The organism is Acinetobacter haemolyticus (assembly GCF_003323815.1).
In the GTDB taxonomy this organism is placed as follows: Bacteria; Pseudomonadota; Gammaproteobacteria; order Pseudomonadales; family Moraxellaceae; genus Acinetobacter; species Acinetobacter haemolyticus.
The window spans coordinates 1,374,895-1,397,573 of sequence record NZ_CP030880.1; the positions used below are offsets into that span (position 1 = coordinate 1,374,895).

Consider the following 22,679-nt stretch of genomic DNA (forward strand, 5'->3'; position numbering starts at 1 on the left):
TCAGACAAAAAAGAAATAATATGGGGTTATCCCTCAAAGAGTTCGCTTTGCTTCTTGATATGAAAGAGAATGGCGAAAGAACCGTCAGAGGATGGGAAAGTGGAGAACATGTTCCTACCAAGGCAAAGTGGGAACAGATTATTGCATTGCCTGACAAAGCGCCGTTCAGAGAGCAACCTGAACAGAAGCATAAATTTACTTTTATTGACCTATTTGCGGGTATTGGTGGGATTCGTCTACCGTTCCAGCAACTTAAAGGTAAATGTGTATTTAGTTCTGAATGGGATAAATTTGCTCAAAAGACCTATGCTGCAAATTTTGGTGAACTACCTTCAGGTGATATTACTCAGATCAAAGCTGCTGATATTCCTGATCATGATATTTTGTTGGGCGGCTTTCCATGTCAGGCATTCTCACAGGCAGGAAAAAGACAAGGTTTTCAAGATACACGAGGAACCATGTTCTTTGAGATCCAACGTATTCTTGTAGAGAAGCGTCCCAAAGCATTTTTGCTTGAGAACGTAAAACAATTGCAAGGACATGATAAGGGTAGAACACTAAAAACTATTCTTGAAATTTTGAAAGGTGAATTTGATCAAGAACTAGATTTAGAGGTTTCACTTTCCGATGAAACTAAAAAAGCACTTTCAGAAAAGCTTAACTATTGGGTAGATGTAAAGGTTCTTCGTGCTGCTGATTTTGGCGTGCCTCAGAATCGTGAACGCATTTTCCTTGTAGGTTTTGACAAAAATTACTTCGGTGAAGAATGTAATTTTGATGAGCTTTTTTGCTGGCCAGTTCCACCTAAAACACAGACAAGATTAGGCGACATTCTTGAAGATGTTGAGAAACTAAAACAAAGCGAAGATGTCTATACAATTTCTGATCGCTTATGGGAAGGACATCAACGCCGTAAAGAAGGTCATGGAATCAAAGGGAATGGGTTTGGTTATACTCTTTATACTGGCGATAGCTCTTATACCAACACTTTAAGTGCTCGATACTATAAAGATGGTTCTGAAATCCTTATTTCTCAGGCAGAGTTAAATAAGAATCCTCGTAAGTTAACCCCTCGTGAGTGCGCAAGACTTCAGGGTTTTCCTGAAAATTATATTGTAGATGCTGTTTCACATGGTCAGATTTATAAGCAATTTGGTAATTCTGTTTGTATGAAAGTAATTGAAGCTGTTGCTGGTCAGATGGTCAATTGTTTGGATAAGGCAGAGAAAATAGTCTCAGAAAAACAATTGAAACTATTCTAAGGGCGTAAAATTCTCAAAAGGGCATATCTGTGTTGGATATTGCCCATTTGTGAAACCCATTCCAGTCCCACCCTGAATAATGGAATCAGCAAGATTATTCTTGAACTTCTTCATACTTATCATTCTCCAACCAACAAATCTCCTTTCCTGCTGATTATTCACTTGTCTTACAAGATAATAAGCTGGCCAACCTGTAGTTTGCTCTAATTTAAGTAAATCATTTATACGACCTAGGTCCATGCCGAAACCTTGTGGAGGTTTTTTGCTTAAGTCTTTCTCTTTAATTTCAATAAAAGCAAAATTATTATTTTGGGTTGAGAAAATTATCGAATCAATATCGCTTGGTGAACCTTTCACTTTTGAGAAGCCGATATAACCATCGAAGATTAAACGTTGAACATATAAGTTTAGAATATCGCTATATTCAAATGATTGTAGGGAGTTTATTGCAGCATTAAATGCTTCCGCTGGAATTTTATGTGCATTTCGATTGGGTGTCTTGTCAGTAAAAGTGTTAAAGAAGTTGCTAATATCAATTTGAGTAAAAGAATTACTTTGGCTGGAATATTCATAGCAATTCATAGCTGGGACAGGGATTGGAGACTGTGTATTCATTACATCAATTAAAGGCCATTGATTTACTGGGACAGAGTTATCCCATTGAATGAAGAACATTCTGTGACATGAAATTAGCGCGATTTTTCTATAGATTTCAATATAATCATTAGGTGCAGAGTTACAAATAGTAAAATAGACAGGTGAAATTAGAGAGTTTGAAACATAGTGATTAGGAACAAAGTATCCACCTGTAAAAACGGGAATATTCGGTCTTCTTGAGCGCATCCAAGGTAAAAAATCAAGTTCTGCTACAAAACCTTTAAATCTACTTACATATGCAATTGATCCTAGAACATTATTTGCAATTAGAATGTGTAGGGAATCTAATATTAGAGTTTTATCTTGGTGTTCCATATAAAGACCATCTAAGTTTTTTAAATGTAAGAAATAGTTCTAAATGTTTAAGTACGTTGAAAGATAACCAATTATTATATAAATAACAATCATTAGAATAAATTTGTTTAACTATTATTTATCAATAAGTACAAAATGAAAACTTGACCTTGTACAAAGGGCATGGCATATTTCTGCTATAGTGAGCGAAGTTATGCTAATTCTTCACTAAATTTATTTAAAGCTCATTAAGTGATGGGTTTTTCTGTTTTTTGATATTTATGGAAAATAAAATAATATGAGTATTAGAGAAAAGATATTAAAATCAATCAAAAGTTATGAAAGTTATAATGGGGAAACTCCAGATTATTTGTTTTTAGATACTGTTAGTTTCTCTATATACCAGAACGAAAATAAAGATCAATTAATGGGTAATAAGATCGAAAATATGGAATATGCAATTATTGAATATCTTACTCCACATATCGAATGTCATTTAAAGAGTCGTCTTGATCAAGTTGTTGAGTTCTGGGGAGGAGATGCTGATGAACTATCTCTGAACTTTAATAATAACGAAAATTTATTTTTACGTGTACAAATAGAAGCCTATTGCAAAAGAATCGGGAAAGAACCATTTAAGCTTTTCTGATTTGACTAAGACTCTCTTTAGAAGGGCTTCTCAGCAATAACTCTTTAAGAACTACTTGCCGGACGGATTACGGCACACAAAGCCCTGCTAACACAGATGTGATAGCGGGGCTTTTTCTTTTTCATATTCGAGGATCAATCTATGAAATTTGTAAATTGTCAGGGTTGTGAACAACGGAGGAAATGGCTACATGACCGAGCAAAACAATCAATCAGTTCTATCCAGCGAGCAATTGAAGCTCTCTCAAGTGTTGGAACAAAACAACCAGATCCTAAAGCAAAACAACCAACTGATCGTAAACCAAAACGAACTGATCAAAGCGATAAAGCAGTTAGTGCAGATCAACACTAACCAATCCCATCACATCCAAGAACTTATATGTTTGATTACGGATGAGTCAAAGGATGAGGATCAACATCAATCTTTGGATGACTAATGATGTCAAGACCATGCCGAGAATATGGATGCCCGAATCTTGTTAAGTCAAGAGCTCAGAAAGGCTACTGTGATGATCACGCCAGCAAGCGAAGCAACTGGAACAAACGCCCACAACGATCAGGATCAACTACAGAGCGCGGATATGGACATGCATGGCGATTGCTACGTGAGCAGGTATTGCGCCGTGATGATTATCTTTGTGTGAGTTGTGCGCTCAATGGTTACATCGTTGAAGCGACAGACGTGGATCATATCGTTGCCAAGGAGCATGGCGGTACAGATGACATCGTAAATCTCCAATCGCTTTGCTCGTCGTGCCACAAAGAAAAAACAGCGCGAGAAGACAGCAAAAACATCGCCGTGATGGGAGGGGAGATCAAAAAAGTTCAGAAATTTAGTCTGAAATGACCGCCCCCCAAGTCACATTTTTACGTGCGCGAAATTAAAAATTCAGGGTATTGACAAATGAGTGGACTTGCGACTGTTCCAGGACGAGGTAGAAAGCCAAAACCTCAAGAGACAAAAAAGGCATTAGGGAACAAGGGTAAAAGACCACTTAATACTCATGCTCCAGAGTTTTCTGAAGTTAAAGATATTGAGGTTCCTGAGTACATCTCTCCAATGGAACATGCTGCTATGATGTGGCGATCGGTCATTCCTGAGTTATTAAAAAATAAGTTACTTCGGATTACTGATATGCACAATGTTGAAGCCTTCTGTATTGCTTACCACAACTGGCGTTCAGCCCAAAATGAAGTTGCTATGTTTGGAGTCACTATCACTACTGATCAAGGTAGCATTATCAAAAATCCAGCATTAACTGTGTTGAATGAGGCATCAAAACAGATGGTTACTTTTGGTTCATTGTTGGGTTTAGATCCGTCATCTCGTAGCCGTTTAACTGGTGGAAATGGCAAACCAAAAGATAACCCGTTTGCAAAGGTCTTGAATATGTGACGAGGTAGAAATGACAGCTTTCCCAAACGTTGACATAGCAAACAAATGGGCAAAGCAGGTTGTTTCTGGAAAAATCCCGTCATGTAAATGGGTAAAATTAGCTTGTCAGCGCCATTTAAATGACTTAATTCACGCTAAAAAGAAAGAATTTCCATATAAATTTGAGCCAAAATTAGCTGAAAAGAAGATCGCTTTTATCGAATTGCTACCTCATACCAAGGGTGAGTGGGCAATGAAGCGAATGAAAATCTCGCTTGAACCTTGGCAAAAATTTGGGATAGCTTGCACCTTTGGATGGACACGAAAAAAGGATGGCTTTCGACGCTTTAGAGAGAGTTATTGGGAAGTCCCACGTAAGAATGGTAAATCCGCGATTGCTGCTGGTGTTGCGCTCAACATGTTCGCGAATGATGGCGAGTTCGGTTCAGAAGTTTATGCTGGTGCGACGACAGAGAAGCAAGCTTGGGAGGTTTTTAAACCTGCTAGATTAATGGCCATACGATCACCTGAGTTTATTGAAGCTGCAGGAATTTTAATTAATGCGGGTAGCCTTGAAATACCAGATGAGGGTTCCGTATTTGAGCCGATCACTGGCGATCCTCCTGATGGTCAGTCACCACACTGTGCCGTGGTTGATGAATTTCATGAGCATCAGACATCAGCTTTATATGACACGATGCAAACAGGTATGGGTGCTCGCCGTCAACCTATGATATTTACCATTACAACTGCAGGTTTTGATATCGAAGGTCCTTGTTACGATCTTCGCAGTCGAGTGCAGGAAATGTTATTAGGCACAGTGCCCGATGATGAGCTTTTTGGTTGGATCTGGACCATTGATGACGGAGATGATTGGACTGATCCAAATGTATTGGCTAAAGCTAATCCTAATTATGGCGTTTCTGTTTATGGTGATTATCTAGAATCACAGCAGCGCCGAGCAATACAGAATGCCTCTAAACAAAATGCTTTCAAGACTAAACATTTAAATGTTTGGGTGTCTTCACGTACTGCTTATTTCAATATGGAAAAATGGCAAGCGTGTACAGATAAAAATTTAAAATTTGAGGATTTTTTAACTGTTCCATGTTTAATGCCAATTGACTTGGCATCCAAGATTGATATTTGTGCCCGAATCAATCTGTTCTACAGAATTGAACAGGGGAAGATACATTATTACTGTGTGGATCCTCGTTTTTATCTACCTGAAGACACTGTGATGAATGGCGAGGAAAAACAGGTGGTTGATCGTTATCAGAAGTGGATGAACATGGGAATTCTTGAAGTTCATGACGGTTCTGAAAATGATTTTGCACTTGTGGCCAGTGATTTGATTAATGATGCAAATAAAGTACCTCTCACTGAAGTTCCATATGATGAGTGGGGTGGCTTTCAGGTAGCAAAAGATATTACTGAGGCTGGATATGAGGCAGTAAAAATCCCAAAGAATGTGAAAACGTTTTCACCAGCGATGAAAGAACTAGTCGCTGCTATTTCTTCTGGCCGCTTTCATCATGATGGAAATCCGATTTTATCCTGGATGATTGGTAACGTAATAAGTAAACCAGATGCCAATGAAAATGATTTTCCTCGTAAAGAGAAAAGTGCCAAAAAGATTGATGGTGCCGTCGCACTGTTGATGGGTATCAGTCGTGTTTTAGCTTTAACAAGCCAAAAGCAAGAAACCAATTTATCTCAACATATAGAAAAACACGGGGTTAGAAGATTGTAATGAGTCTAATGTCAAAAATTGGGGAGTACCTTGGTATCAAGGCTACTCCCCAAATTATTTCTAGCCCTGATGATTTGATGAGGATTTTTGGGGCTGGGTATATAACAGGGGGTGATCCTGTCACGCCTTTAAGAGCAATGCAATTGGCAACAGTTTTTACATGTGTTCGTGTTTTGGCTGAAAGTATGGGGATGTTGCCATGCAGACTTTATCGAAGAGAGGGAAAAAAGAAGATCCCTGCAGAAGAGCATAAATTACATGATCTTTTGTATGTAGCACCTAACGATTTTATGACAGCTCAAGAATTTTGGGAGCTGTTAATGGTGTGTTTATGCCTTCGAGGTAATTTTTACGCTTATAAGGTCTACGCCTTGGGTCAGGTTGTTGAGTTATTACCAATAGATCCCTCAACAGTAACGCCAAAGCTTAAAGATGATTGGACAGTTGAGTACCACGTTTCATTTAAAGATGGTGTACGTGTTTTGACTCAGGATGAAATTTGGCATGTTCGACTGTTCACTTTGGATGGTTTGAATGGATTGAATCCTGTTGCATATGCGAGAAAGTGCTTTTCTTTAGGATTAGACCTAGAAGCTCATGCGTCTAATCTTTTTAAAAATGGTGCTGTTACTTCTGGTGTTTTGGAAACGGAAGAATCACTAACAGATGATGCATTTAATCGATTAAAGACAGAGTTCACTGAAAATCACACTGGATTAGCAAATGTTTATCGGCCGCTAATCCTTGAAAAAGGGTTGAAATGGAAACCTACAGCATTAAATTTTGAAGACTCTCAATTTCTTGAAACCCGTAATTTCCAAAAGAATGAAATTTGCGGTCTTTATCGTGTACCGCCTCATCTAGCCGCGATGATGGAAAAAATGACGCTTAATAATATTGAGCATATGGGCATGTCGTTTGTGAACTATTCACTTGTTCCTTACATGACACGGATTGAGTCACGTATCAAAGTTGGTCTGATCAAGCCAGATGAGCGCAAAAAATATTATGCAAAGTTTAATGCTGGAGCACTTTTACGTGGTGATTTGAAATCACGTTATGAATCTTATGGCAAAGGTATCCAATGGGGCTTTCTCAGTCCGAATGATGTACGAGAGTTAGAGGATATGGACCCTCGTGATGGTGGTGATGTTTATCTAACGCCTATGAATATGACGACAGATCCAGAAGAGGGTAAAGATGGAAGTTAAATATTTAAATGTTCCGCTAAAAATTAAATCTGTTTCTGAAACAGGTGAGTTTGAAGGATATGCATCTGTTTTTGATGTCATTGATAGTTACAGCGATATCGTTGTCCGAGGTGCATTCCAAAAGTCTCTCGAACGTTGGGCTGAAAGAAAGGATTTACCTTCAGTCCTATGGCAACACCAAATGGCAGAGCCAATTGGACCATTCACAGAAATGAAAGAGGATGATTACGGGCTTTTTGTTCGTGGTCGTTTACTCATTGATGATGACCCATTGGCCAAGCGTGCACATGCTCATATGAGGGCAGGCAGTGTAAAAGGAATGTCGATTGGTTACATGCTGAAAGATTGGGAATATGACTCAGCAAAAGGTGCATTTTTACTTAAAGAAATTGATCTGTGGGAAGTGTCTATTGTGACTATGCCCGCAAATACTGAAGCAAAGATTACCGAGGTGAAAGCATCACTTCAAAAAGGCGAGATTCCACCGCCGTCAACAGTGGAAAAAGCCCTGCGAGAGGCATTGGGTTTTACACGTTCACAAGCTAAAGGATTCATGTCCAAAGGCTACAGCGCATTAGAGCAGCGAGAGGTTGATCAAGAAGATGCGCTTCAATCACTTAAGTCCTTAAAATCCATTTTCGTAGGTAAATAATTATGGGTATCGAAAAGAAAGATATTGAAGAAGTAGCAGCTGATCTAAAAGGTGCATTTGAAGATTTCAAAAAGTCAAATGACAAAGAGCTTGAAGCGATTAAAGCTGAAAAAGCTAAGTTAGAAGAAAAGACGGATAAACTCAATGAAAAATTGGGTGAGTTAGATAGCTTAAAAGCCGAGCTTGAAAAAGAAATCAAGCAAGCAAAACGACCTGGTACACCAAGCGGTGGGGATGTTGAAGCACATAAAACAGGCTTTTTACAATTCTTACGTAAGGGTAATGACGATGGTCTTGCCGAATTGCAACAAAAAGCGGTGCAGGTGGGTGTTGATGCGGATGGTGGTTATGCAGTTCCTGAAGATTTAGACCGTACGTTATTGGAGCTTTTACATGATGAAAGTCCAATGCGAAAAGTATGTAATCAAATTACCGTAAGCACGCCTGATTATAAGAAGTTAGTTAATTTAGGTGGAGCTGGTAGTGGTTGGGTTGGAGAAACAGATGCACGTCCAGCAACTGGTACGCCAACTTTGGCTCAAATTATGGCAACTATGGGTGAGATTTATGCTAATCCTCAAGCAACTCAGACATCTTTAGATGATGTGTTCTTTAACGTTGAAGCATGGATTCAAGGTGAAGTTGCAAGAGAGTTTGCGGAAAAAGAAGGTTTGGCTTTCTTGATGGGTAATGGTACCAACAAACCAAAAGGTATATTGGCAAATCCTTTCTCTGATACCAATGATAAAGATCGCCCATTTGGAACGATTCAGCAGTTGAGTTCTGGCACGCCAGGTACTTTTAATGGTGATAACTTAATTGATTTGATTTATTCAATCAAAGCTGGATTCCGTCAAAATGCTGTTTTTATGATGACGAATTTAACGCAATCTAAAGCCCGTAAATTGAAAGATAATGAGGGCAATTACCTGTGGCAACCAGGTTTACAAGCCGGTCAACCTTCAACTTTGTTAAGTTATAAGATTGAAGAAAACAATGACATGCCAGAAGCAGAAGTGGATGCTAATGCGATTTTGTTTGGTGATTTCAAACGTGGTTATACCATTGTTGATCGTATGGGAACTCGTATCCTTCGTGATCCATTTACTAATAAACCTTTTGTTGGTTTTTACACCACAAAGCGTACAGGCGGTATGTTAACCGACAGTAATGCACTGAAAGTATTAGCATTGAAAGCTTAATTTTTGACAGAAAGCCTCTTTTAAGAGGCTTTCTTTTTTGGAGAGTTTAAATGCCAATTATTACGGTTAAAGAGAAATTTAAGATTGCAATCGATAACGGTAATCAAGTTGTAGAGTTCGTACCAGGTGAATTTATGGTTGATGATCGTGTGGCTCATGTGGCCATTCACCAACTTAAAGTCGCTGTACTAAAAAAGGGTGGTAGCAAAAATGCCAATTTTGACACTGGAACAGGTGAAGCAGCGGCTCAAAATTGATAGCGAAGATGAGGATGCAGATCTTCAACTATTAATAGATGCTTCGCTTTCTGCATTTGAAGAAGTAACTAATCGAAAACTGTATGAAGTTGGTGAGGTAATTCCTGAGGATGTCACTAATGGAATACATGTATCGCCTTTCATTATTCAGGGTGCTTTAGCCTTAATTGGATATTGGCATGAAAATCCTGAAGCAACAGGTAACATGGAGTTATTACCGAAATCAACAACATGGGCTTGGAATCGACATCGATTTTTAAATATGGGGTGATCTATGGAGTTTGGGAAATTAAAGCACCGTATCACTATTCAAAAGTATGTTGAAACGCAAGACGACAATAACCCTGAATATTTAATTAAGGGATGGGTTGAATATTGCACTGTTTGGGCGGATGTACGGGATCTATCAACTAAAGATAGGCTGCAAGCTCAATCTATTGGTTCAACGTTACAGGCTCGCGCTATGATTCGCTATAGTGCTCAGACAGCAGCAATCGATAGCTCTATGCGTATCTTATTTGATAATAAATATTATCAAATCAATGGTGAACCCAAACGAGATTTGCACAACCGTAAAACTTACATCACGATTGAATTAAGTGAGGGTTTAATAGAATGGATATAGTTGAGTTTGAGTTAAGTGGTGACAAGCAGATTTCTAAACGACTTAATCAACTCAGTAACCCTCAGATAGCTAAAAAAATGGCAGTTCGTTCGGCTCGTAAAGCCATGACACTGGTCAAGAATGCTGCTGTTGCAAATGCAAGTTTAATTGATGATCCTGAAACATCAGAGCAAATCTCAAAAAATATCGTTGTCCGAGCTGGAAAATCTAAAGATAGAAATTCTGTGCGGATGCGAGTTGGTGTGAAAGGAGGTACTGAATTTTGGCGCATACATAAAAATATGATTCGCAAAAACAAAGCAAATGGTGAGAATGAGCGTGTACCAAACCCTTATTACACATCGATTCCCAACAATACTTCGTATTGGTGGCATGTGGAGTTAGGTACCAGGTACTCAATGGCTGTTCCATTTCTACGCCCAGCATTGGATAACAATATTGAAGTTGTTACTCGAACATTTTCAGTTGATTTTATGACGGGTATAGATGAGGAGTTGAGGAAAATCCAATGATTCCAATACGCACAATTCTGAATGATGCACCATCTGTTACAGCGTTATTAAAGGGTAGTGATGGTGTGTTGCGAGTTTATCGAGATTTGGCAAGTGAGGGAGTGCAATATCCTTATGTTGTGTGGACCTTAATCAGTGGCCATGCTATCGATAACGTAGATGTTCCTGCGGTAGACGACAGTATTGAAATACAAATCGATGTTTATGCTCAGACTGAACAAGACAGAGACAATGTATTTAAAGCAGTGCGAAATGTATTAAAGCATCACAGCATTATTAATAATTTTCCTAATATTGGTTCAGGTGTTCCTGGTATTTACAGAGGGACATTCACATGTGGCTGGTTGATTGAGGCCTAGAGATTTTATTTAAAGATAGCGACCTAAATGGTCGTTTTTTATTGCCTATTGTTTGAGGAGTAGCTACTCATGGCGCGTATTAAAGTTCAAAAAACCCAAGTATTTTATTTTGATGGAACTGCAATCGTTCCAGTGGTCTGTGCAAAAACAATTGATTTAGGCCAGGACAGCGAAGAAGATGTGGATGTAACGTGTCTTGATTCAGATGAGGTTGATAGTGATGCAGGTCAGGTCACACCAGGTGAAGGTTCACTTGCAATTGATTTTGATGATGAAAACTCATCACATCTTCAATTATTAGCTTTATCTAAAACAGATCCAAAGCAAACAGTACACTGGTATCTAGGCTCTTCACACAGTACTGATGGACCAACGGTGACTGGAGGTGCGGTAACATTACCAACAACACGTACATGGTGGGAGTTTGATGGTTATCTTAAACGTGCAGCACCAACTTTTGAAAAAGGACAACATGTTGGATATTCATTCCCACTGAAACGCCGTTCTTCAGTCCAAGAAACAATTCGTACTATTGGACCATAATCATGAAAAGTATTAAAGATCTTAAGCGTGTCACCAAAATTGGTGCACCTGTTAAGCGTACAGTTTCATGGACGGTCATTGCCGATGATGAAAATATTGATTTCCTACGTGAACAAACGGGTAATAGTGAAATCGTTTTGGGGGAATCGGTAGATTTAGAAGGTCAGGTGTTTATCAAAAAACTTAGCTTTAATGATACATCTGAAACTTCAAAGGCCATCGAGTGGGATATTGACTACGACAATATTGAAAACTCAAAGGTAAAGGCTGTGGATCATCGACAATTACAGGCTGCACAGTTGTTAGGTTCAGTTTGTGAAGATTTAGATGGTAAGCTTTTCTTTAGTTCTGTCGATGATGTTCTTTGCTCAGATCCTAATTTCATTAATGCTTTATATGCCGTTTCCAGTGAGGTCAATAATTTTTCGGGAAAGTCTCGGACAAAGAGTTCTCAGAAAATGAATTTTGGTGCGAGCTCGTTATCAATGGAATCGGTGGAAGCACCATTGGAGAAGCCAAGCAAAACCTGAGCAATGCCGAGTTTCAAATGTGGAGAGCCTATCGCGAAAGACGCGGTTCTCTATTTATTGGTCGCCGTATTGAGCAGGCTTTTGGAAGTTTCATGGCCTTTTATCACAATGGCAAAGTGAAAGAGGAAGATTATCTCGAACCTGCTCTTTTTATGCCACATGAGGATAAACCTAAAGAAATTGAGATCTCTTTGGATGAGGCTATGGAAAATGGATTTCGATGAAAGTGAACCGTCTGTTGGCGGTTTTTTATTGTCTGGAGAAAAGTATGGCGATCAATCTTGGTACTTTGACATTAAATCTTATTGCAAATACAGGATCATTTACACAAGGTTTGCGAAATGCTGAAAGTTCAACAGACTCAGCCTTTAAAAAAATGCGTGGTGCAGTTAATACCTATGGCAATGTTGTTGGTGCTGTAGCAGCGAGTGCTATTGTTGGGTTGGCTGGCCTAGCATATCAAACAGCACAAACTGCAGTAGAGCTTGAGAAATTTGCACTGCGAGCAAACTCATCAACCCAAGAGTTTCAAAAGATGGCGGTAGGTGCTGCTGCCTATGGTATCCAGCAAGAAAAACTCTCTGACATGTTGAAAGATTTCAATGAGAAACTGGGAGAGTTTACAACGATTGGTTCTGGGGAGGCGGTAGACTTTTTTGAGCAGATTGCCACTAAAACCGAGGGTAGTGCTGCTGGGGCCAAAAAACTTGCAATAGAAATGCAAAAATTAAGTGGTCCAGATGCTTTGCAACTTTATGTCGATAAGATGCAAGAAGCAGGTGTAACACAACAACAGATGTCATTTTATTTAGAAAGCATGGCATCAGACATGACAGACCTTATCCCATTGTTGATCAATGGTGGTGAAGGAATGAAACTTTATTCAGATGCTGCTGAGCGTGCTGGCTTAGTGATGAATGAAAAAACGATTGCATCATCAAAGATTTTAAAAGAGCAAGTATATCTATTAGATTTGCAGTTGCGTGGAGCAAAAAACCAACTTATGCAAGCTGTTATTCCTGCTTTTGTAGATATAGCAGGAGCATTCTTTAGTGGTTCAGAACAAGGTCTGCAATTTACCGAAGTTGCAGATGGTGTCGCAAAATCGTTGAAAGGTGTTGCCTCGGTAGCGATTGGTGCGGTGACAGCGATTCAGCTAGTAGGTAAAACACTGGGTGGAATGGCTGCTGTTGGTGGAGCGATTTTTAGTGAAGCAAATTGGTATGAAATGAATCCAATCGGATTGGTTAAAGCTGCTTATGATGCTAGAAAAGAAATCGGTGCACTTACAACGGAAATAAAGTCTGATTTACATAATACTGTAATCGGTGCGGCTGAACGCATGGATAAAATGTGGGAAGGCAATGACGCTTCAACAGCAAAACAAATGGCTAGCTTGAAAGAGTTATCTAAAACTCAATCTGGTGTAACCAACGGTCTTGATGAATGGGTTGATAAACAGAATAAATCTAGTGATGCGACTAATCGACAATCGAAGGCTCAAACTGAGCTTAATAGATTGTTAGAGAAACAATATTATTTGAGAAAATCATTAATTTATGAGTTTTCTTCAGATATTCAACGAATGAAGCTTGATTATGAGAGCGTTATTTCTGATATCAATGATGCTAATTTTTCTCCAGCATTACGTAGTCAATTTTTATCTGCTGCAAAAGCTAGATTTGAAGATGAGCAAGTTCTTTATAAGATGAAGCAGGCTTTTGAACTTCAAGAACATAAGGTAAATGAAGAAGCTAAAGCCAAAGCGACTTTTATTATTGATCAGCAAATCATCGCAAATCGAACAGATATAAATACTGCTGAAAAACAACAGTATTTGAATGCACTGCAAGAAAAACATACTCGAACAATGGCTTGGTTGCAGCTTGAGCAAAACATGCGTTTAAACGATGCATCTCAAGCATTTCAAACTGAGATGCAGAATATTGCTGCCAAATATGAGTTTGAGCGTCAACAGATCCGTTTGAATAGCAAGTTAAGTAAAGATGAGCGTGATGCTTTGATTAGTGCATCTCGAATCACTGAAAGCATTGATTCTGCACAGGGGCGTGATTCTACTTTATATGCTTATTGGGGTGCGGCAGGTATAGATACAGCAGCTGAGCAAGCGGCAGCGCAACGGTCTGAAGCATTTCAAGCTGCTTTGGATTGGCAGTTAATTACTCAAGAAGAGTATCAACAAAAAATGCTTGAAAGTGAAAGCCTGTACTATCGAGCTAAAGCGGCCTTGGGTGTGCAAGATGCAGCAAATACGACAGCTGGTATGGCGGATTTGATGAGTTCGCTACTAGGTGAACAATCAGCAGGTTATAAGGCTATGTTCATTGCTTCCAAGATGTTTGCACTTTCAAAAGTTCTTCTAAATGCCCCTGAAACGTTCTCGAATGTTTATAACTCTGTTTCAGCAATTCCAATGATCGGTCCATACATTGCTCCATTTGTTGCTGGTGGTGCTTTAGCAGTTCAACTTGGTCAGGCCGCACAAATTAGATCAATGAATTTACAGGGCTTTGCCACTGGTGGGCATATTACGGGGAAGGGAACAGGTACGAGTGATGATATTCCGATTTGGGCATCTAATGGTGAATATATGCTTCGTGCTGCCGCTGTTGAAAAGTTAGGATTAGCAAATCTTGACTACATTAACCGTACTGGCATGCTACCCCAGAAATTTGCGACAGGTGGACCGATAGGTAAGGAACGTTTTTTATCAAATCCAATTCGCCCTAGTGAAGGGATAAATATTAACGTTTATACACTACCAGGCACTACCGCTGATGTAACTGAAAATAGAGATGGCTCTTTAGATGTACGAATTAGGCAGATTGCAAGGGATGAAGTAAAACAAGGCTTTGCGAATCTCAACCAAGCGAACTCATTTGAGTCAAAACAGGTCAGAAACAACATAGCAGCAGGGCGTGTGCGATGAATAAACTTGATCTATGCCCACTTCAATCAAGCTATTCGGTCAAGTACGGTACATCAGTTGAACGAATAACTTTACGTGGTGGATTTGGTCGATATGTTCAAACTAAAAACGCAAAAAAACATCTTGTAGATGTGGCCTTTACGCTTCGAGAAGATGACTTCATATATTTCAGGGCATTTTATCTAAATTGGCAGCTTAATCCGCTGCCTTTTTTAATGTCTTTAATTATTGAGGACAGCGAGTTTAGAGAATATATCGCTCAGTTTGTGCCTGATTCTTTCTCATTTAATGAGTTAAGCGGAAAGATTTTTAAAGTCTCGGCGCAGCTTGTTGTGGTGACTTCTGAAGTGCAGATTCTGACTTCAAAGCCGTACCCCTTGTTTTTTTATGATTCTATTAAATCAAGTGCTCTTCCAGTAAATCCAAGAACATTCGATCCAGTTTTGAGCAATGAGAATCTTTTAACGAATTTTTCAGTCAAAAATGCAAAGTATTTATCTGAAATCACTTATACAACTTTGCCTTACGAACCTGTTGATCAAGTTAAATCAGATTTTTCAGTCAGAAATGCAAAGTATCTGTCTGAAATCACTTATACAACTTTGCCTTATGAACCTATCGATCAAATTAAGTCTGCTTTTTCAGTCAAAAATGCAGTGATCAAAGATGTGTTAATTACGCATGAGACAAATGCTGATCTGATGCAATCGGAATTCATTGTGTTAAGTGCCAAGTATATTGAGGAGATTTAATATGTTATTTAAAACGAATATAAAAGTTGGCGCGAGATTTAAGCTTATTGTTAGAAAGTCTGATGAACAAAGATTAAGCGAAAGTGCGTGGAGTGATAATTTGGTTCTTGATGCAGGACTTGACGCGATGGCTGGAGTTGGTAGTGCAGCAATCTCTCATGTATGGGTTGGATCGGGGAATTCTGCACCAGTTCCGTCTCAAGTTAGTTTAGATAATGCTATTGCTGGAACAAGTACAACACAAGGTAGCGATCAATCGGGATTGCAGGTATCCGCTTTACCTTATTATTATTTTTGCAAAAGAACATTCCGTTTTCCTCTTGGAGCTTCGGCTGGAAACTTGTCTGAGGTAGGGCTTGGTAATGGTGCAGGTTCTTTGTTTAACAGAGCTTTGATTCGAGATAGTTCAGGCAACCCTACGTCAATCACGGTTCTAGCAGATGAGATACTAGATGTTCTCGTTGAGCTACGTGTTTATCCATCCACAAATTTCTCAGGTCAATTTCAGTTACTCAACAAATTTGACGAAGTAGTTAGTGCACATGACTATGCTGGCAATGCTGTACTTCACAATAATGGTATAGCATGGTCAGTAGCGTCTGTTCGTGTAGATTTGCCATTACTAGCAGCAAGAGTGATGGCAAATTCAGTAAATCCATTAAATACATCATATCCAAATACCACAGGTGCTGTAACCAAAAGCATGTCCCAATCAAGACCAAATAACAGAGCTTTAATTGGTTTATTTACATTGGGTCTGAATGAGGGAAATGATTGGGATCACAAGGGCATCCTGATTCCGATTGCAAACTTGTTGTCTAAAGGAGATTCGTCTGCGCTGATCGGTTACAAATGGGATATTGATCCACCAATTCCAAAGAGTAATCAGCAAACACTAAGATATATGTTTGAGCTAACATGGGATAGGTATACGCCATGATGCCGAATAATGCATTATCAACAAGCAGCGTTTACGCTGCTTTTTTAGTGCCTAATCGTATTGATGAGCTGATTGATTATGAATGGGGTGGTATTGATTTATATGATGCATCGCAGGGTTTGCAAGCCAAGTTATGGACTTGTTTTTATGAGAGTGGAGTCATCAAAGCTAAAGCTGATCAAGTCGCATATGACTTAATCACTGTTGCTGATATAACAGCATTAAGCTTTGCATTTGATTTAAATATGCGCCCTGTTGTGACTTATGTGGTCAATAATGAAGTGTTTCTATGGTGGTATGACACCGCAGCAGCAGATCATGTGACAACGAGTTTCGGCAGTTTGATCATTACTCCACAGTTATCCCTTGATGATCACCGCACAATTTATTCAGCAAATGCGGATGTGATTTTTGCATATATCAAAGCTGAGCAACTATGTATTCGATTGCAACGAGATCGTTATCAAATTGAGTATGAGCTTGGGGCTGGACAGGTACTCATTCAAATCGGAATGATGACGAATAATAGATTTGGGTTTGCTACAAAGATCATGAACGGTTTTGATCTGTTTTTAGATCAGATGTATGTCGATGCTCGAAATAAAGCATTGCGTTTTGATTATCTGGATCTATGCCCACTGCAGGCATCTTACAGTGTTCAATTCGGAAATAATGTCATCAAAGCTGAGGGACTGAATGAAGATGCATTGAGAACTCAATTTGAAAATATAGAAAATGTTGTGTCGATCAATTTCAATTTGAAAGAAAAAGATTTTGATTATTTCATGTCATTTTTTCGGATTTGGCAGCATAAACGTAAGCCGTTCTATGTAGATCTCGTTTTAGATCGGCGGCCACTCAGCCAGTATTTAGCGCATTTCATACATGACAGTATCTCAATGTCTAAGACTGGGGCTATTTTTAAAGTAAGTGCCCAGTTATTTATCTTGAATAATGAATTTGATAAATCGACGATTCAGGCAATAGCGGAGTCAAGGAATGTCAGAGCTTGAGAGTTTTTTATACGGTCCAGATAATGCTTATTTGATTGAGTGTATCGAGATTAAACATAGTTTGTGGCCAAAACCATTGCGCTATGTGACCAATGTTTCTGAAGGTGTAACCGTCATTCAAAGTGGCCAGCCAACTTTCTATGAATATGCTGTTTTAAAAATAGATCGCGGCAGTGTCAGTGATGATCTTGATCAGAAGCTATCAATAACGGTCGGGGATCTGGGTAAAGTTATTCCTGACCTTGTTGATCAAATTATTGAGCAAGTATCACTTGAGCGACCACTAGTGACTTATCGTGCATATTCAAGCATTGATTTAGCAAATCCAATTTTGCAGATCGATCACCTAGAAATCACAAGTCAGAACAATGACTACCAGGGGACGACTTTTGAAGCTGAAGCAGAGCAGCTTAATGAAGTTGGTACGGGATTGCTCTTTTCAAAAGAGAATTTCCCGACTTTAGTAGGCTTTTACTAGATAGAGAGCTGAGTAAATGAGTGTTCAGCATAAGCAATTGTTTTCATTGTTTGAAAAGCAATACAACGTCCAAAATTATCATTGTGTTCATTTCGTAATTGATGCTGCTAGACAGTTGCTAGATCAAGATTATTCAAAAAGCTTTATTGGTTTGACAGCTTCGCTAAATGATTCCATTCAGACATCAAGACAGACAGTCATTCGCAATAAACACATAAAAGAGCCTATACATGGTTGCATTGTCCTTATGACAAGCCTTACGGGAAATAATCACGTAGGGCTTTTTTATTGCGGCAAGGTTTTGCACTTGAATGAATCCGGCACTCAATATTTATCAATGCGTAGTCTGAAATGCTTTTACACGAGATTTAGATACTATGAGCCACTTACAGATTTATGAAGATCCGCTTGATGCGAGTACGATTACGCTTGAGCAGACAGATAATGTTTTAAAGCGTTTCCTTGAAATCAAAGCAAGATTTCCGCAAGCACGAATTTATAAGAATACGCCTTGTGTGGAAAATGATGTTACTCCAACTGATAAATTTACAGCATTAAATTTGCTAGACGCTGGACCAGAGGATCAATTTCATATTGTTTGTCATGCTGGAGACATCATTTCAGCAGTGAACTATGTTGTCGTTAAAATATTTGGTTCTATTGTTAATGCTTTAGTGAAAGTGCCAACACTTAAGAATCAATCTTCAGATGCTGGTTCAAGCAATAATGATTTGACTAGTCGTGAAAATAAACAGCGAATCGGTCAACGTGTTGCTGACATTTATGGAAAAGTAAAAGCAATTCCTGACTTGATCGCACCAAGTTTTGTGTACTACGTAGATAAGCAAGAAGTTGAAGAATCATTGATGTGTTTAGGTCGTGGTTTTTATCACATTCAAGACATTAAAGACGGTGACACCACCTTATCTACAATTGCAGGATCAGCATGTTCAATCTATGAACCAAATACCAGTATCATTGGTACACCACAAATTCAGATAGGAAATGCTTTTACAGAAAATCCATTAGTTGCGAAGATGTGTACAGCGATCAATGGCCAGTCATTGAATGAGGGTAGTGAAGATATAACAAACTTGGATGTAGATTTTCAACTCACAGCTCAATATCCAAATAGATTGCAAACACTTAATCCTGCGATTGATATGCGGGATTATTTTCAGATTGGTAATACCTTGCTTCTCAACATGTCAGAGATAGGTGTAGCGAATGCGAATATTTCAAGTGAATCAGTTCCTAAAAGCACGGGTGAATTCCATATTCAAACTACTCAAGTATTGGATAGTCTTAACTTTAAGTCACTGCAAATTACATCACTTATGCTTGATGATCTGAATTTATCTGGTACTTATCAAGTATCAAGTATCACGCAGGTGATTGATGGATATATTTGTAATTTGGTTGATCCTGAATTAGTAAACTCAAATTGGTCATTGATTGTAGATCTAGATGAAAAGTCTGCTTTCTTTTCTGGAATACTACAACAAAATGCTGATTCAATTGACGTGGGTGGTGAGTATCCTTCAGTTCTTGCTGTTGGCATAAACTATATAGACTTGGAAGTTCCAACAACTTTGCAACCTGAGTGGGATAAATTACAAGGAATTAGCATTGGACAAACGGATATTCATCTGAGAAAAGTTGTATCAAGTTGGCTTGGTTGGTATTACATTGATTACAACGACATTCAAGAACTCATTTTCAACATTTACTTTCCTCAAGGTTTACGTTTAATCGGCTGGAAAGGCAACTATTACAATGAGTCAGTTGGTTGGACGATTCAGTATCAAGAAGTGGTTGCAGGTGTTCCAGTTGGTCCAATTTCTGAGCATGTCGAATGGACTTATGACAATACCATCGTCGGTTTTGGTTACTCAAGTAGAATCCAATTAAGTCATAATTTTACGGATGGCGTTCGTTTCAGAATCAAGAAAGAGCCTGAAGTTTGGGCTAAAAATGTTATTCAGCGTATACGTGAAGCAAAACTCAAATCTGTTTACGCATGTTCAGTTTCAAGCAAGCTTAGTTATGATGATGTAACGATCATTCGTACTAAAACAATTGGCACCAATGAAGCAACCAGCGTTAAAAACCGCATGTTGAACTGTATCGCCACACGTAAGCTTTTTACATATCGAACGGGCTTTAAGTCAGTAGAGAGAATCCCGACAAGTAATTTTGCTGACATTGTCTGTGCGATTACGACCGATGAATTAATTGGGCGTAGAGATATAAGCACGCTTGATGTCGCTAATCTCTATGCGGTTGCTGATGAAATTGATGCTTATTTTGGTGTGCCGATTCAGTTTAACTATACATTTGATGATGCCAAGATGTCCTATGAAGAGACACTTACAACGATTGCGAATGCCGTATTTTGTGATGCGCGCCGTGAATCAAATCAAGTTTTCTTTGTATTTGAAAAGCCGCAACAAGTACCGACTTTATTGTTCAATCACAGGAATAAAAAACCTGAAAGCGAGAAGCGTTCTGTCAACTTTGGTGTAAACAAAGACTATGATGGGGTAAAACTCAAATGGATCGATCCGACTGATTCCTGGTCTGAATCAGAAATCAAGTTACCTAATGATAATGTGGTCAATGCGCGAGAGTTGGAAATTAAAGGCATCACCAATCTTCAGCAAGCGATGCTTTTAGCGCATCGAGCTTTGAATAAGTTGCTTTATCAGAAGAAAACTGTCGAATTTTCTGCTTATAGTGAAGCTGATCTTGTCACTCGGAATGACTTAATTCTTGTTGCTGATGATACGCGTCCGATGCTAATTAGTTCAGGATCTGTCATTGACCAAGATGGGCTCTATTTAACGTTGTCACAGCCGTGTGTACTAGAACAAGATGGAAGTTATGTCATTCATCTTCAATTGCCAAATGGCCAAGTGGACGTTGTTCATGTGACACAAGGAGGCCATGAGCGAGAAGTCTTATTAGCACGTGCACCGACTTCGCAGCTTGTTATTGAGTATGAGGGGAATATCAGTTGTTCAACCTATCTGGTTACGACCGACATGCACAGCAAGCGAGATCTATTTTTGATTACTGAAAAGTCTGGTGGAGGTGCTGAGTCTTCAATCACTGCAATAAACTACACTGATCAATATTACTTAAACGATAAAGATTATGTCTGAATCAACAGCCGCCGAAAGGCGGTTTTTTACATCTGGAGAAATGAAAAATGGCAGAGCCAGTAAGTAGCGGTGTTGGAGTAGCTACAGCAATAAAAATGTATGGCATGTGGTTTCTGATGGTCATTGCAGCCTTGGCATTTGCACTGGGGTATCTTGTGGTGATTATGACGCGAATGCCTCGATCACGTAGCGAGTGGGTGGTGAGTTTAATCACTACCTTAGTTGGAAGTATCGCAGGAGGTGGTTTCATCATCCAGCATTTTGGACTACATGATTATGCAACAACTTGGGCAGGGCTATGTGCTTTAGGTGGTTTGTTCTTCGCATCAGGTTTACCAATATGGGCAATCATTCGTTGGACTTTTAATTATGTGAATGAACGAGAGGATTCAACAATTTTTGAAGTAGTGAAGGAAGTAAAGGACTTCAAAGATAATTTTTAATTGATGCCGCCGTTTGGCGGTTTTTTTGTATTAGGTGCAATTCCTCATTAACGCTTAAATTTTGCATACAAGTCGAAAAGTAAACGGAAGTCTTTCCGCCTAATACGGAAAGACTTTTTTTCTTATCGTTGCTTTATCAATAAACAAACGAGGAGATCAATGAGGATATATGCACTAAAAAGCAAAAACCCCAGTGCGCCAACACTAGGGTTTTCAAATCCACTTAACCCACAAGCAAAGGGGAAATGTCTCTATGCATAAGCATACATCAAAATCTGAATTAAAGGTAGATGGAAAAATGAGCGAAAAAGGCGCAGATCGTGCGGGGCTAATGCAAGCAATCACAAATTTGGGGTTGGTAATCGGTATTGTTGTTATCGCCATAATTTTAGCTTTGAAATGAGCTACGAGTACAACCTATGCCGCCGAAAGGCGGTTTTTTATTGCCTAAAGGAAAGCAAAATGAACATCGAACAATATCTTGAAGAATTAATTAAGCGTGAAGGTGGTTATGTAAATAATCCCGCAGATCGGGGAGGTGCGACCAAGTTTGGTATCACTGAAGTGGTCGCACGTGCGAGTGGATTTAAAGGTCACATGCGAGATCTGCCGTTAAGTGTGGCCAAAGACATATATCGAAAACAGTATTGGATCTCACCACGATTTGATCAAGTCAATCTGATTAGTAACGCCGTGGCTGAAGAACTACTCGATACAGGTGTCAACTGTGGGACGGGCTTTGCCAAACCATTACTGCAACGTGCTTTAAATCTTTTGAACAATCAAGGTAAAGGCGGATGGCCAGATTTAGTAATTGATGGAATCTATGGATCAGCCACTTTGAATGCCCTGAAAACCTTTATGGCCAAACGCGGGAAAGAAGGTGAAAAGGTCTTAATCCGAGTGCTCAATATCATGCAAGGGCAACGCTATATCGAAATATGCGAACGTAACCCTACACAGGAGCAGTTCTTTTATGGCTGGATCAACAATCGAATCGCATAACAAACTAGTTCATCATTGCAAACGCTCATGGTCATCATTGATTGTGAGCGTTTT

The 22,679-nt window shown here is 39.1% G+C and carries 27 protein-coding genes; 26 read left to right on the forward strand and 1 reads right to left on the reverse strand.

The features are described 5' to 3' along the window. Positions 1-20 precede the first annotated feature (20 nt). Positions 21-1,262, forward strand: coding sequence for a DNA cytosine methyltransferase (gene dcm, locus DS737_RS06220; protein ID WP_113997068.1), 1,242 nt, complete (start codon positions 21-23; stop codon positions 1,260-1,262). Here the strand turns inward: dcm and DS737_RS06225 are convergent. Next, positions 1,254-2,234 (reverse strand): hypothetical protein, encoded by a 981-nt coding sequence (locus tag DS737_RS06225; RefSeq protein WP_113997069.1) that lies wholly within the window; start codon positions 2,232-2,234, stop codon positions 1,254-1,256. The two genes, dcm and DS737_RS06225, sit on opposite strands and share 9 nt — an antisense overlap. A 277-nt stretch (positions 2,235-2,511) precedes the next feature. Between DS737_RS06225 and DS737_RS06230 the strand changes: the two genes are divergently transcribed. The 25 genes from DS737_RS06230 (at position 2,512) to DS737_RS06350 (ending at position 22,625) form a co-directional block, all read left to right on the forward strand. Further along, positions 2,512-2,862 (forward strand): hypothetical protein, encoded by a 351-nt coding sequence (locus DS737_RS06230; protein WP_113997070.1) that lies wholly within the window; start codon positions 2,512-2,514, stop codon positions 2,860-2,862. Between the two features lie 141 nt (positions 2,863-3,003). Next, positions 3,004-3,213: a hypothetical protein gene (locus DS737_RS06235; protein ID WP_162784524.1), complete on the forward strand. Its 210-nt coding sequence runs from the start codon at positions 3,004-3,006 to the stop codon at positions 3,211-3,213. An 87-nt stretch (positions 3,214-3,300) separates the two neighbouring features. Beyond that, positions 3,301-3,708: an HNH endonuclease gene (locus tag DS737_RS06240; RefSeq protein WP_113997968.1), complete on the forward strand. Its 408-nt coding sequence runs from the start codon at positions 3,301-3,303 to the stop codon at positions 3,706-3,708. 57 nt (positions 3,709-3,765) lie between these two features. Further along, positions 3,766-4,257, forward strand: a complete 492-nt coding sequence (locus tag DS737_RS06245; RefSeq protein ID WP_113997072.1) for a phage terminase small subunit P27 family — start codon at positions 3,766-3,768, stop codon at positions 4,255-4,257. A gap of 10 nt (positions 4,258-4,267) precedes the next feature. Continuing rightward, positions 4,268-5,989, forward strand: a complete 1,722-nt coding sequence (locus DS737_RS06250; protein WP_113997073.1) for a terminase large subunit — start codon at positions 4,268-4,270, stop codon at positions 5,987-5,989. After that, entirely contained in the window at positions 5,989-7,200 is a 1,212-nt protein-coding gene (locus DS737_RS06255) for a phage portal protein (RefSeq protein WP_113997074.1), read from the forward strand. The genes DS737_RS06250 and DS737_RS06255 overlap by 1 nt, the downstream gene beginning before the upstream one ends. Beyond that, complete coding sequence (locus tag DS737_RS06260) at positions 7,190-7,852, forward strand: HK97 family phage prohead protease (protein ID WP_113997075.1); 663 nt, start codon at positions 7,190-7,192, stop codon at positions 7,850-7,852. The genes DS737_RS06255 and DS737_RS06260 overlap by 11 nt, the downstream gene beginning before the upstream one ends. Positions 7,853-7,854: 2 nt before the next feature. Next, positions 7,855-9,054 (forward strand): phage major capsid protein, encoded by a 1,200-nt coding sequence (locus tag DS737_RS06265; protein ID WP_113997076.1) that lies wholly within the window; start codon positions 7,855-7,857, stop codon positions 9,052-9,054. Positions 9,055-9,104: 50 nt separating this feature from the next. Next, complete coding sequence (locus tag DS737_RS06270) at positions 9,105-9,311, forward strand: hypothetical protein (protein WP_113997077.1); 207 nt, start codon at positions 9,105-9,107, stop codon at positions 9,309-9,311. Continuing rightward, positions 9,265-9,582 (forward strand): head-tail connector protein, encoded by a 318-nt coding sequence (locus tag DS737_RS06275; RefSeq protein ID WP_113997078.1) that lies wholly within the window; start codon positions 9,265-9,267, stop codon positions 9,580-9,582. Before DS737_RS06270 ends, DS737_RS06275 begins: the two co-directional genes overlap by 47 nt. Before the next feature lie 3 nt (positions 9,583-9,585). Next, positions 9,586-9,936: a phage head closure protein gene (locus DS737_RS06280; protein ID WP_113997079.1), complete on the forward strand. Its 351-nt coding sequence runs from the start codon at positions 9,586-9,588 to the stop codon at positions 9,934-9,936. Beyond that, positions 9,927-10,448, forward strand: a complete 522-nt coding sequence (locus tag DS737_RS06285; RefSeq protein ID WP_113997080.1) for an HK97-gp10 family putative phage morphogenesis protein — start codon at positions 9,927-9,929, stop codon at positions 10,446-10,448. Before DS737_RS06280 ends, DS737_RS06285 begins: the two co-directional genes overlap by 10 nt. Continuing rightward, entirely contained in the window at positions 10,445-10,807 is a 363-nt protein-coding gene (gp17, locus tag DS737_RS06290) for a tail completion protein gp17 (protein ID WP_113997081.1), read from the forward strand. The genes DS737_RS06285 and gp17 overlap by 4 nt, the downstream gene beginning before the upstream one ends. Positions 10,808-10,876: 69 nt before the next feature. Then, positions 10,877-11,350 carry a phage tail tube protein gene (locus DS737_RS06295; RefSeq protein ID WP_113997082.1) on the forward strand — a complete coding sequence of 158 codons (474 nt, stop codon included), beginning with the start codon at positions 10,877-10,879 and terminating at the stop codon, positions 11,348-11,350. 2 nt (positions 11,351-11,352) lie between these two features. After that, positions 11,353-11,880: a phage tail assembly chaperone family protein, TAC gene (locus DS737_RS06300; protein ID WP_322873875.1), complete on the forward strand. Its 528-nt coding sequence runs from the start codon at positions 11,353-11,355 to the stop codon at positions 11,878-11,880. Positions 11,881-11,897: 17 nt separating this feature from the next. Then, positions 11,898-12,104, forward strand: a complete 207-nt coding sequence (locus tag DS737_RS06305; RefSeq protein WP_113997084.1) for a hypothetical protein — start codon at positions 11,898-11,900, stop codon at positions 12,102-12,104. Between the two features lie 44 nt (positions 12,105-12,148). Further along, a complete protein-coding gene (locus DS737_RS06310; protein ID WP_162784525.1) occupies positions 12,149-14,830 on the forward strand; it encodes a hypothetical protein in 2,682 nt (893 codons plus the stop codon). After that, complete coding sequence (locus DS737_RS06315) at positions 14,827-15,582, forward strand: hypothetical protein (RefSeq protein ID WP_113997086.1); 756 nt, start codon at positions 14,827-14,829, stop codon at positions 15,580-15,582. Before DS737_RS06310 ends, DS737_RS06315 begins: the two co-directional genes overlap by 4 nt. A gap of 100 nt (positions 15,583-15,682) precedes the next feature. After that, on the forward strand, positions 15,683-16,522 hold the full coding sequence (locus DS737_RS06320) for a hypothetical protein (RefSeq protein WP_162784526.1): 840 nt from the start codon (positions 15,683-15,685) through the stop codon (positions 16,520-16,522). Continuing rightward, on the forward strand, positions 16,519-17,535 hold the full coding sequence (locus tag DS737_RS06325; protein WP_113997088.1) for a hypothetical protein: 1,017 nt from the start codon (positions 16,519-16,521) through the stop codon (positions 17,533-17,535). Before DS737_RS06320 ends, DS737_RS06325 begins: the two co-directional genes overlap by 4 nt. Then, entirely contained in the window at positions 17,522-18,013 is a 492-nt protein-coding gene (locus tag DS737_RS06330) for a DUF1833 family protein (RefSeq protein WP_113997089.1), read from the forward strand. The genes DS737_RS06325 and DS737_RS06330 overlap by 14 nt, the downstream gene beginning before the upstream one ends. 377 nt (positions 18,014-18,390) lie before the next feature. Further along, positions 18,391-21,177, forward strand: coding sequence for a host specificity factor TipJ family phage tail protein (locus tag DS737_RS06340; RefSeq protein ID WP_113997091.1), 2,787 nt, complete (start codon positions 18,391-18,393; stop codon positions 21,175-21,177). Positions 21,178-21,224: 47 nt separating this feature from the next. Further along, the gene (locus tag DS737_RS06345) at positions 21,225-21,620 is read left to right on the forward strand and encodes a hypothetical protein (protein WP_113997092.1); all 396 of its coding nucleotides are present in this window, start codon (positions 21,225-21,227) and stop codon (positions 21,618-21,620) included. A gap of 253 nt (positions 21,621-21,873) precedes the next feature. Next, positions 21,874-22,023 carry a hypothetical protein gene (locus DS737_RS16160; RefSeq protein WP_005196342.1) on the forward strand — a complete coding sequence of 50 codons (150 nt, stop codon included), beginning with the start codon at positions 21,874-21,876 and terminating at the stop codon, positions 22,021-22,023. A 59-nt stretch (positions 22,024-22,082) separates the two neighbouring features. Further along, complete coding sequence (locus DS737_RS06350) at positions 22,083-22,625, forward strand: glycoside hydrolase family 108 protein (RefSeq protein ID WP_113997093.1); 543 nt, start codon at positions 22,083-22,085, stop codon at positions 22,623-22,625. The last annotated feature ends 54 nt before the right edge of the window (positions 22,626-22,679 follow it).

Excerpts from the sequence above, each read along its gene's own strand:
- dcm (WP_113997068.1), top strand. The coding sequence starts at position 21 with ATGGGGTTATCCCTCAAAGAGTTCGCTTTGCTTCTTGATATGAAAGAG.
- DS737_RS06225 (WP_113997069.1), bottom strand. The coding sequence starts at position 2,234 with ATGGAACACCAAGATAAAACTCTAATATTAGATTCCCTACACATTCTA.
- DS737_RS06230 (WP_113997070.1), top strand. The coding sequence starts at position 2,512 with ATGAGTATTAGAGAAAAGATATTAAAATCAATCAAAAGTTATGAAAGT.
- DS737_RS06235 (WP_162784524.1), top strand. The coding sequence starts at position 3,004 with ATGAAATTTGTAAATTGTCAGGGTTGTGAACAACGGAGGAAATGGCTA.
- DS737_RS06240 (WP_113997968.1), top strand. The coding sequence starts at position 3,301 with ATGTCAAGACCATGCCGAGAATATGGATGCCCGAATCTTGTTAAGTCA.
- DS737_RS06245 (WP_113997072.1), top strand. The coding sequence starts at position 3,766 with ATGAGTGGACTTGCGACTGTTCCAGGACGAGGTAGAAAGCCAAAACCT.
- DS737_RS06250 (WP_113997073.1), top strand. The coding sequence starts at position 4,268 with ATGACAGCTTTCCCAAACGTTGACATAGCAAACAAATGGGCAAAGCAG.
- DS737_RS06255 (WP_113997074.1), top strand. The coding sequence starts at position 5,989 with ATGAGTCTAATGTCAAAAATTGGGGAGTACCTTGGTATCAAGGCTACT.
- DS737_RS06260 (WP_113997075.1), top strand. The coding sequence starts at position 7,190 with ATGGAAGTTAAATATTTAAATGTTCCGCTAAAAATTAAATCTGTTTCT.
- DS737_RS06265 (WP_113997076.1), top strand. The coding sequence starts at position 7,855 with ATGGGTATCGAAAAGAAAGATATTGAAGAAGTAGCAGCTGATCTAAAA.
- DS737_RS06270 (WP_113997077.1), top strand. The coding sequence starts at position 9,105 with ATGCCAATTATTACGGTTAAAGAGAAATTTAAGATTGCAATCGATAAC.
- DS737_RS06275 (WP_113997078.1), top strand. The coding sequence starts at position 9,265 with ATGCCAATTTTGACACTGGAACAGGTGAAGCAGCGGCTCAAAATTGAT.
- DS737_RS06280 (WP_113997079.1), top strand. The coding sequence starts at position 9,586 with ATGGAGTTTGGGAAATTAAAGCACCGTATCACTATTCAAAAGTATGTT.
- DS737_RS06285 (WP_113997080.1), top strand. The coding sequence starts at position 9,927 with ATGGATATAGTTGAGTTTGAGTTAAGTGGTGACAAGCAGATTTCTAAA.
- gp17 (WP_113997081.1), top strand. The coding sequence starts at position 10,445 with ATGATTCCAATACGCACAATTCTGAATGATGCACCATCTGTTACAGCG.
- DS737_RS06295 (WP_113997082.1), top strand. The coding sequence starts at position 10,877 with ATGGCGCGTATTAAAGTTCAAAAAACCCAAGTATTTTATTTTGATGGA.
- DS737_RS06300 (WP_322873875.1), top strand. The coding sequence starts at position 11,353 with ATGAAAAGTATTAAAGATCTTAAGCGTGTCACCAAAATTGGTGCACCT.
- DS737_RS06305 (WP_113997084.1), top strand. The coding sequence starts at position 11,898 with ATGTGGAGAGCCTATCGCGAAAGACGCGGTTCTCTATTTATTGGTCGC.
- DS737_RS06310 (WP_162784525.1), top strand. The coding sequence starts at position 12,149 with ATGGCGATCAATCTTGGTACTTTGACATTAAATCTTATTGCAAATACA.
- DS737_RS06315 (WP_113997086.1), top strand. The coding sequence starts at position 14,827 with ATGAATAAACTTGATCTATGCCCACTTCAATCAAGCTATTCGGTCAAG.
- DS737_RS06325 (WP_113997088.1), top strand. The coding sequence starts at position 16,519 with ATGATGCCGAATAATGCATTATCAACAAGCAGCGTTTACGCTGCTTTT.
- DS737_RS06330 (WP_113997089.1), top strand. The coding sequence starts at position 17,522 with ATGTCAGAGCTTGAGAGTTTTTTATACGGTCCAGATAATGCTTATTTG.
- DS737_RS06340 (WP_113997091.1), top strand. The coding sequence starts at position 18,391 with ATGAGCCACTTACAGATTTATGAAGATCCGCTTGATGCGAGTACGATT.
- DS737_RS06345 (WP_113997092.1), top strand. The coding sequence starts at position 21,225 with ATGGCAGAGCCAGTAAGTAGCGGTGTTGGAGTAGCTACAGCAATAAAA.
- DS737_RS16160 (WP_005196342.1), top strand. The coding sequence starts at position 21,874 with ATGCATAAGCATACATCAAAATCTGAATTAAAGGTAGATGGAAAAATG.
- DS737_RS06350 (WP_113997093.1), top strand. The coding sequence starts at position 22,083 with ATGAACATCGAACAATATCTTGAAGAATTAATTAAGCGTGAAGGTGGT.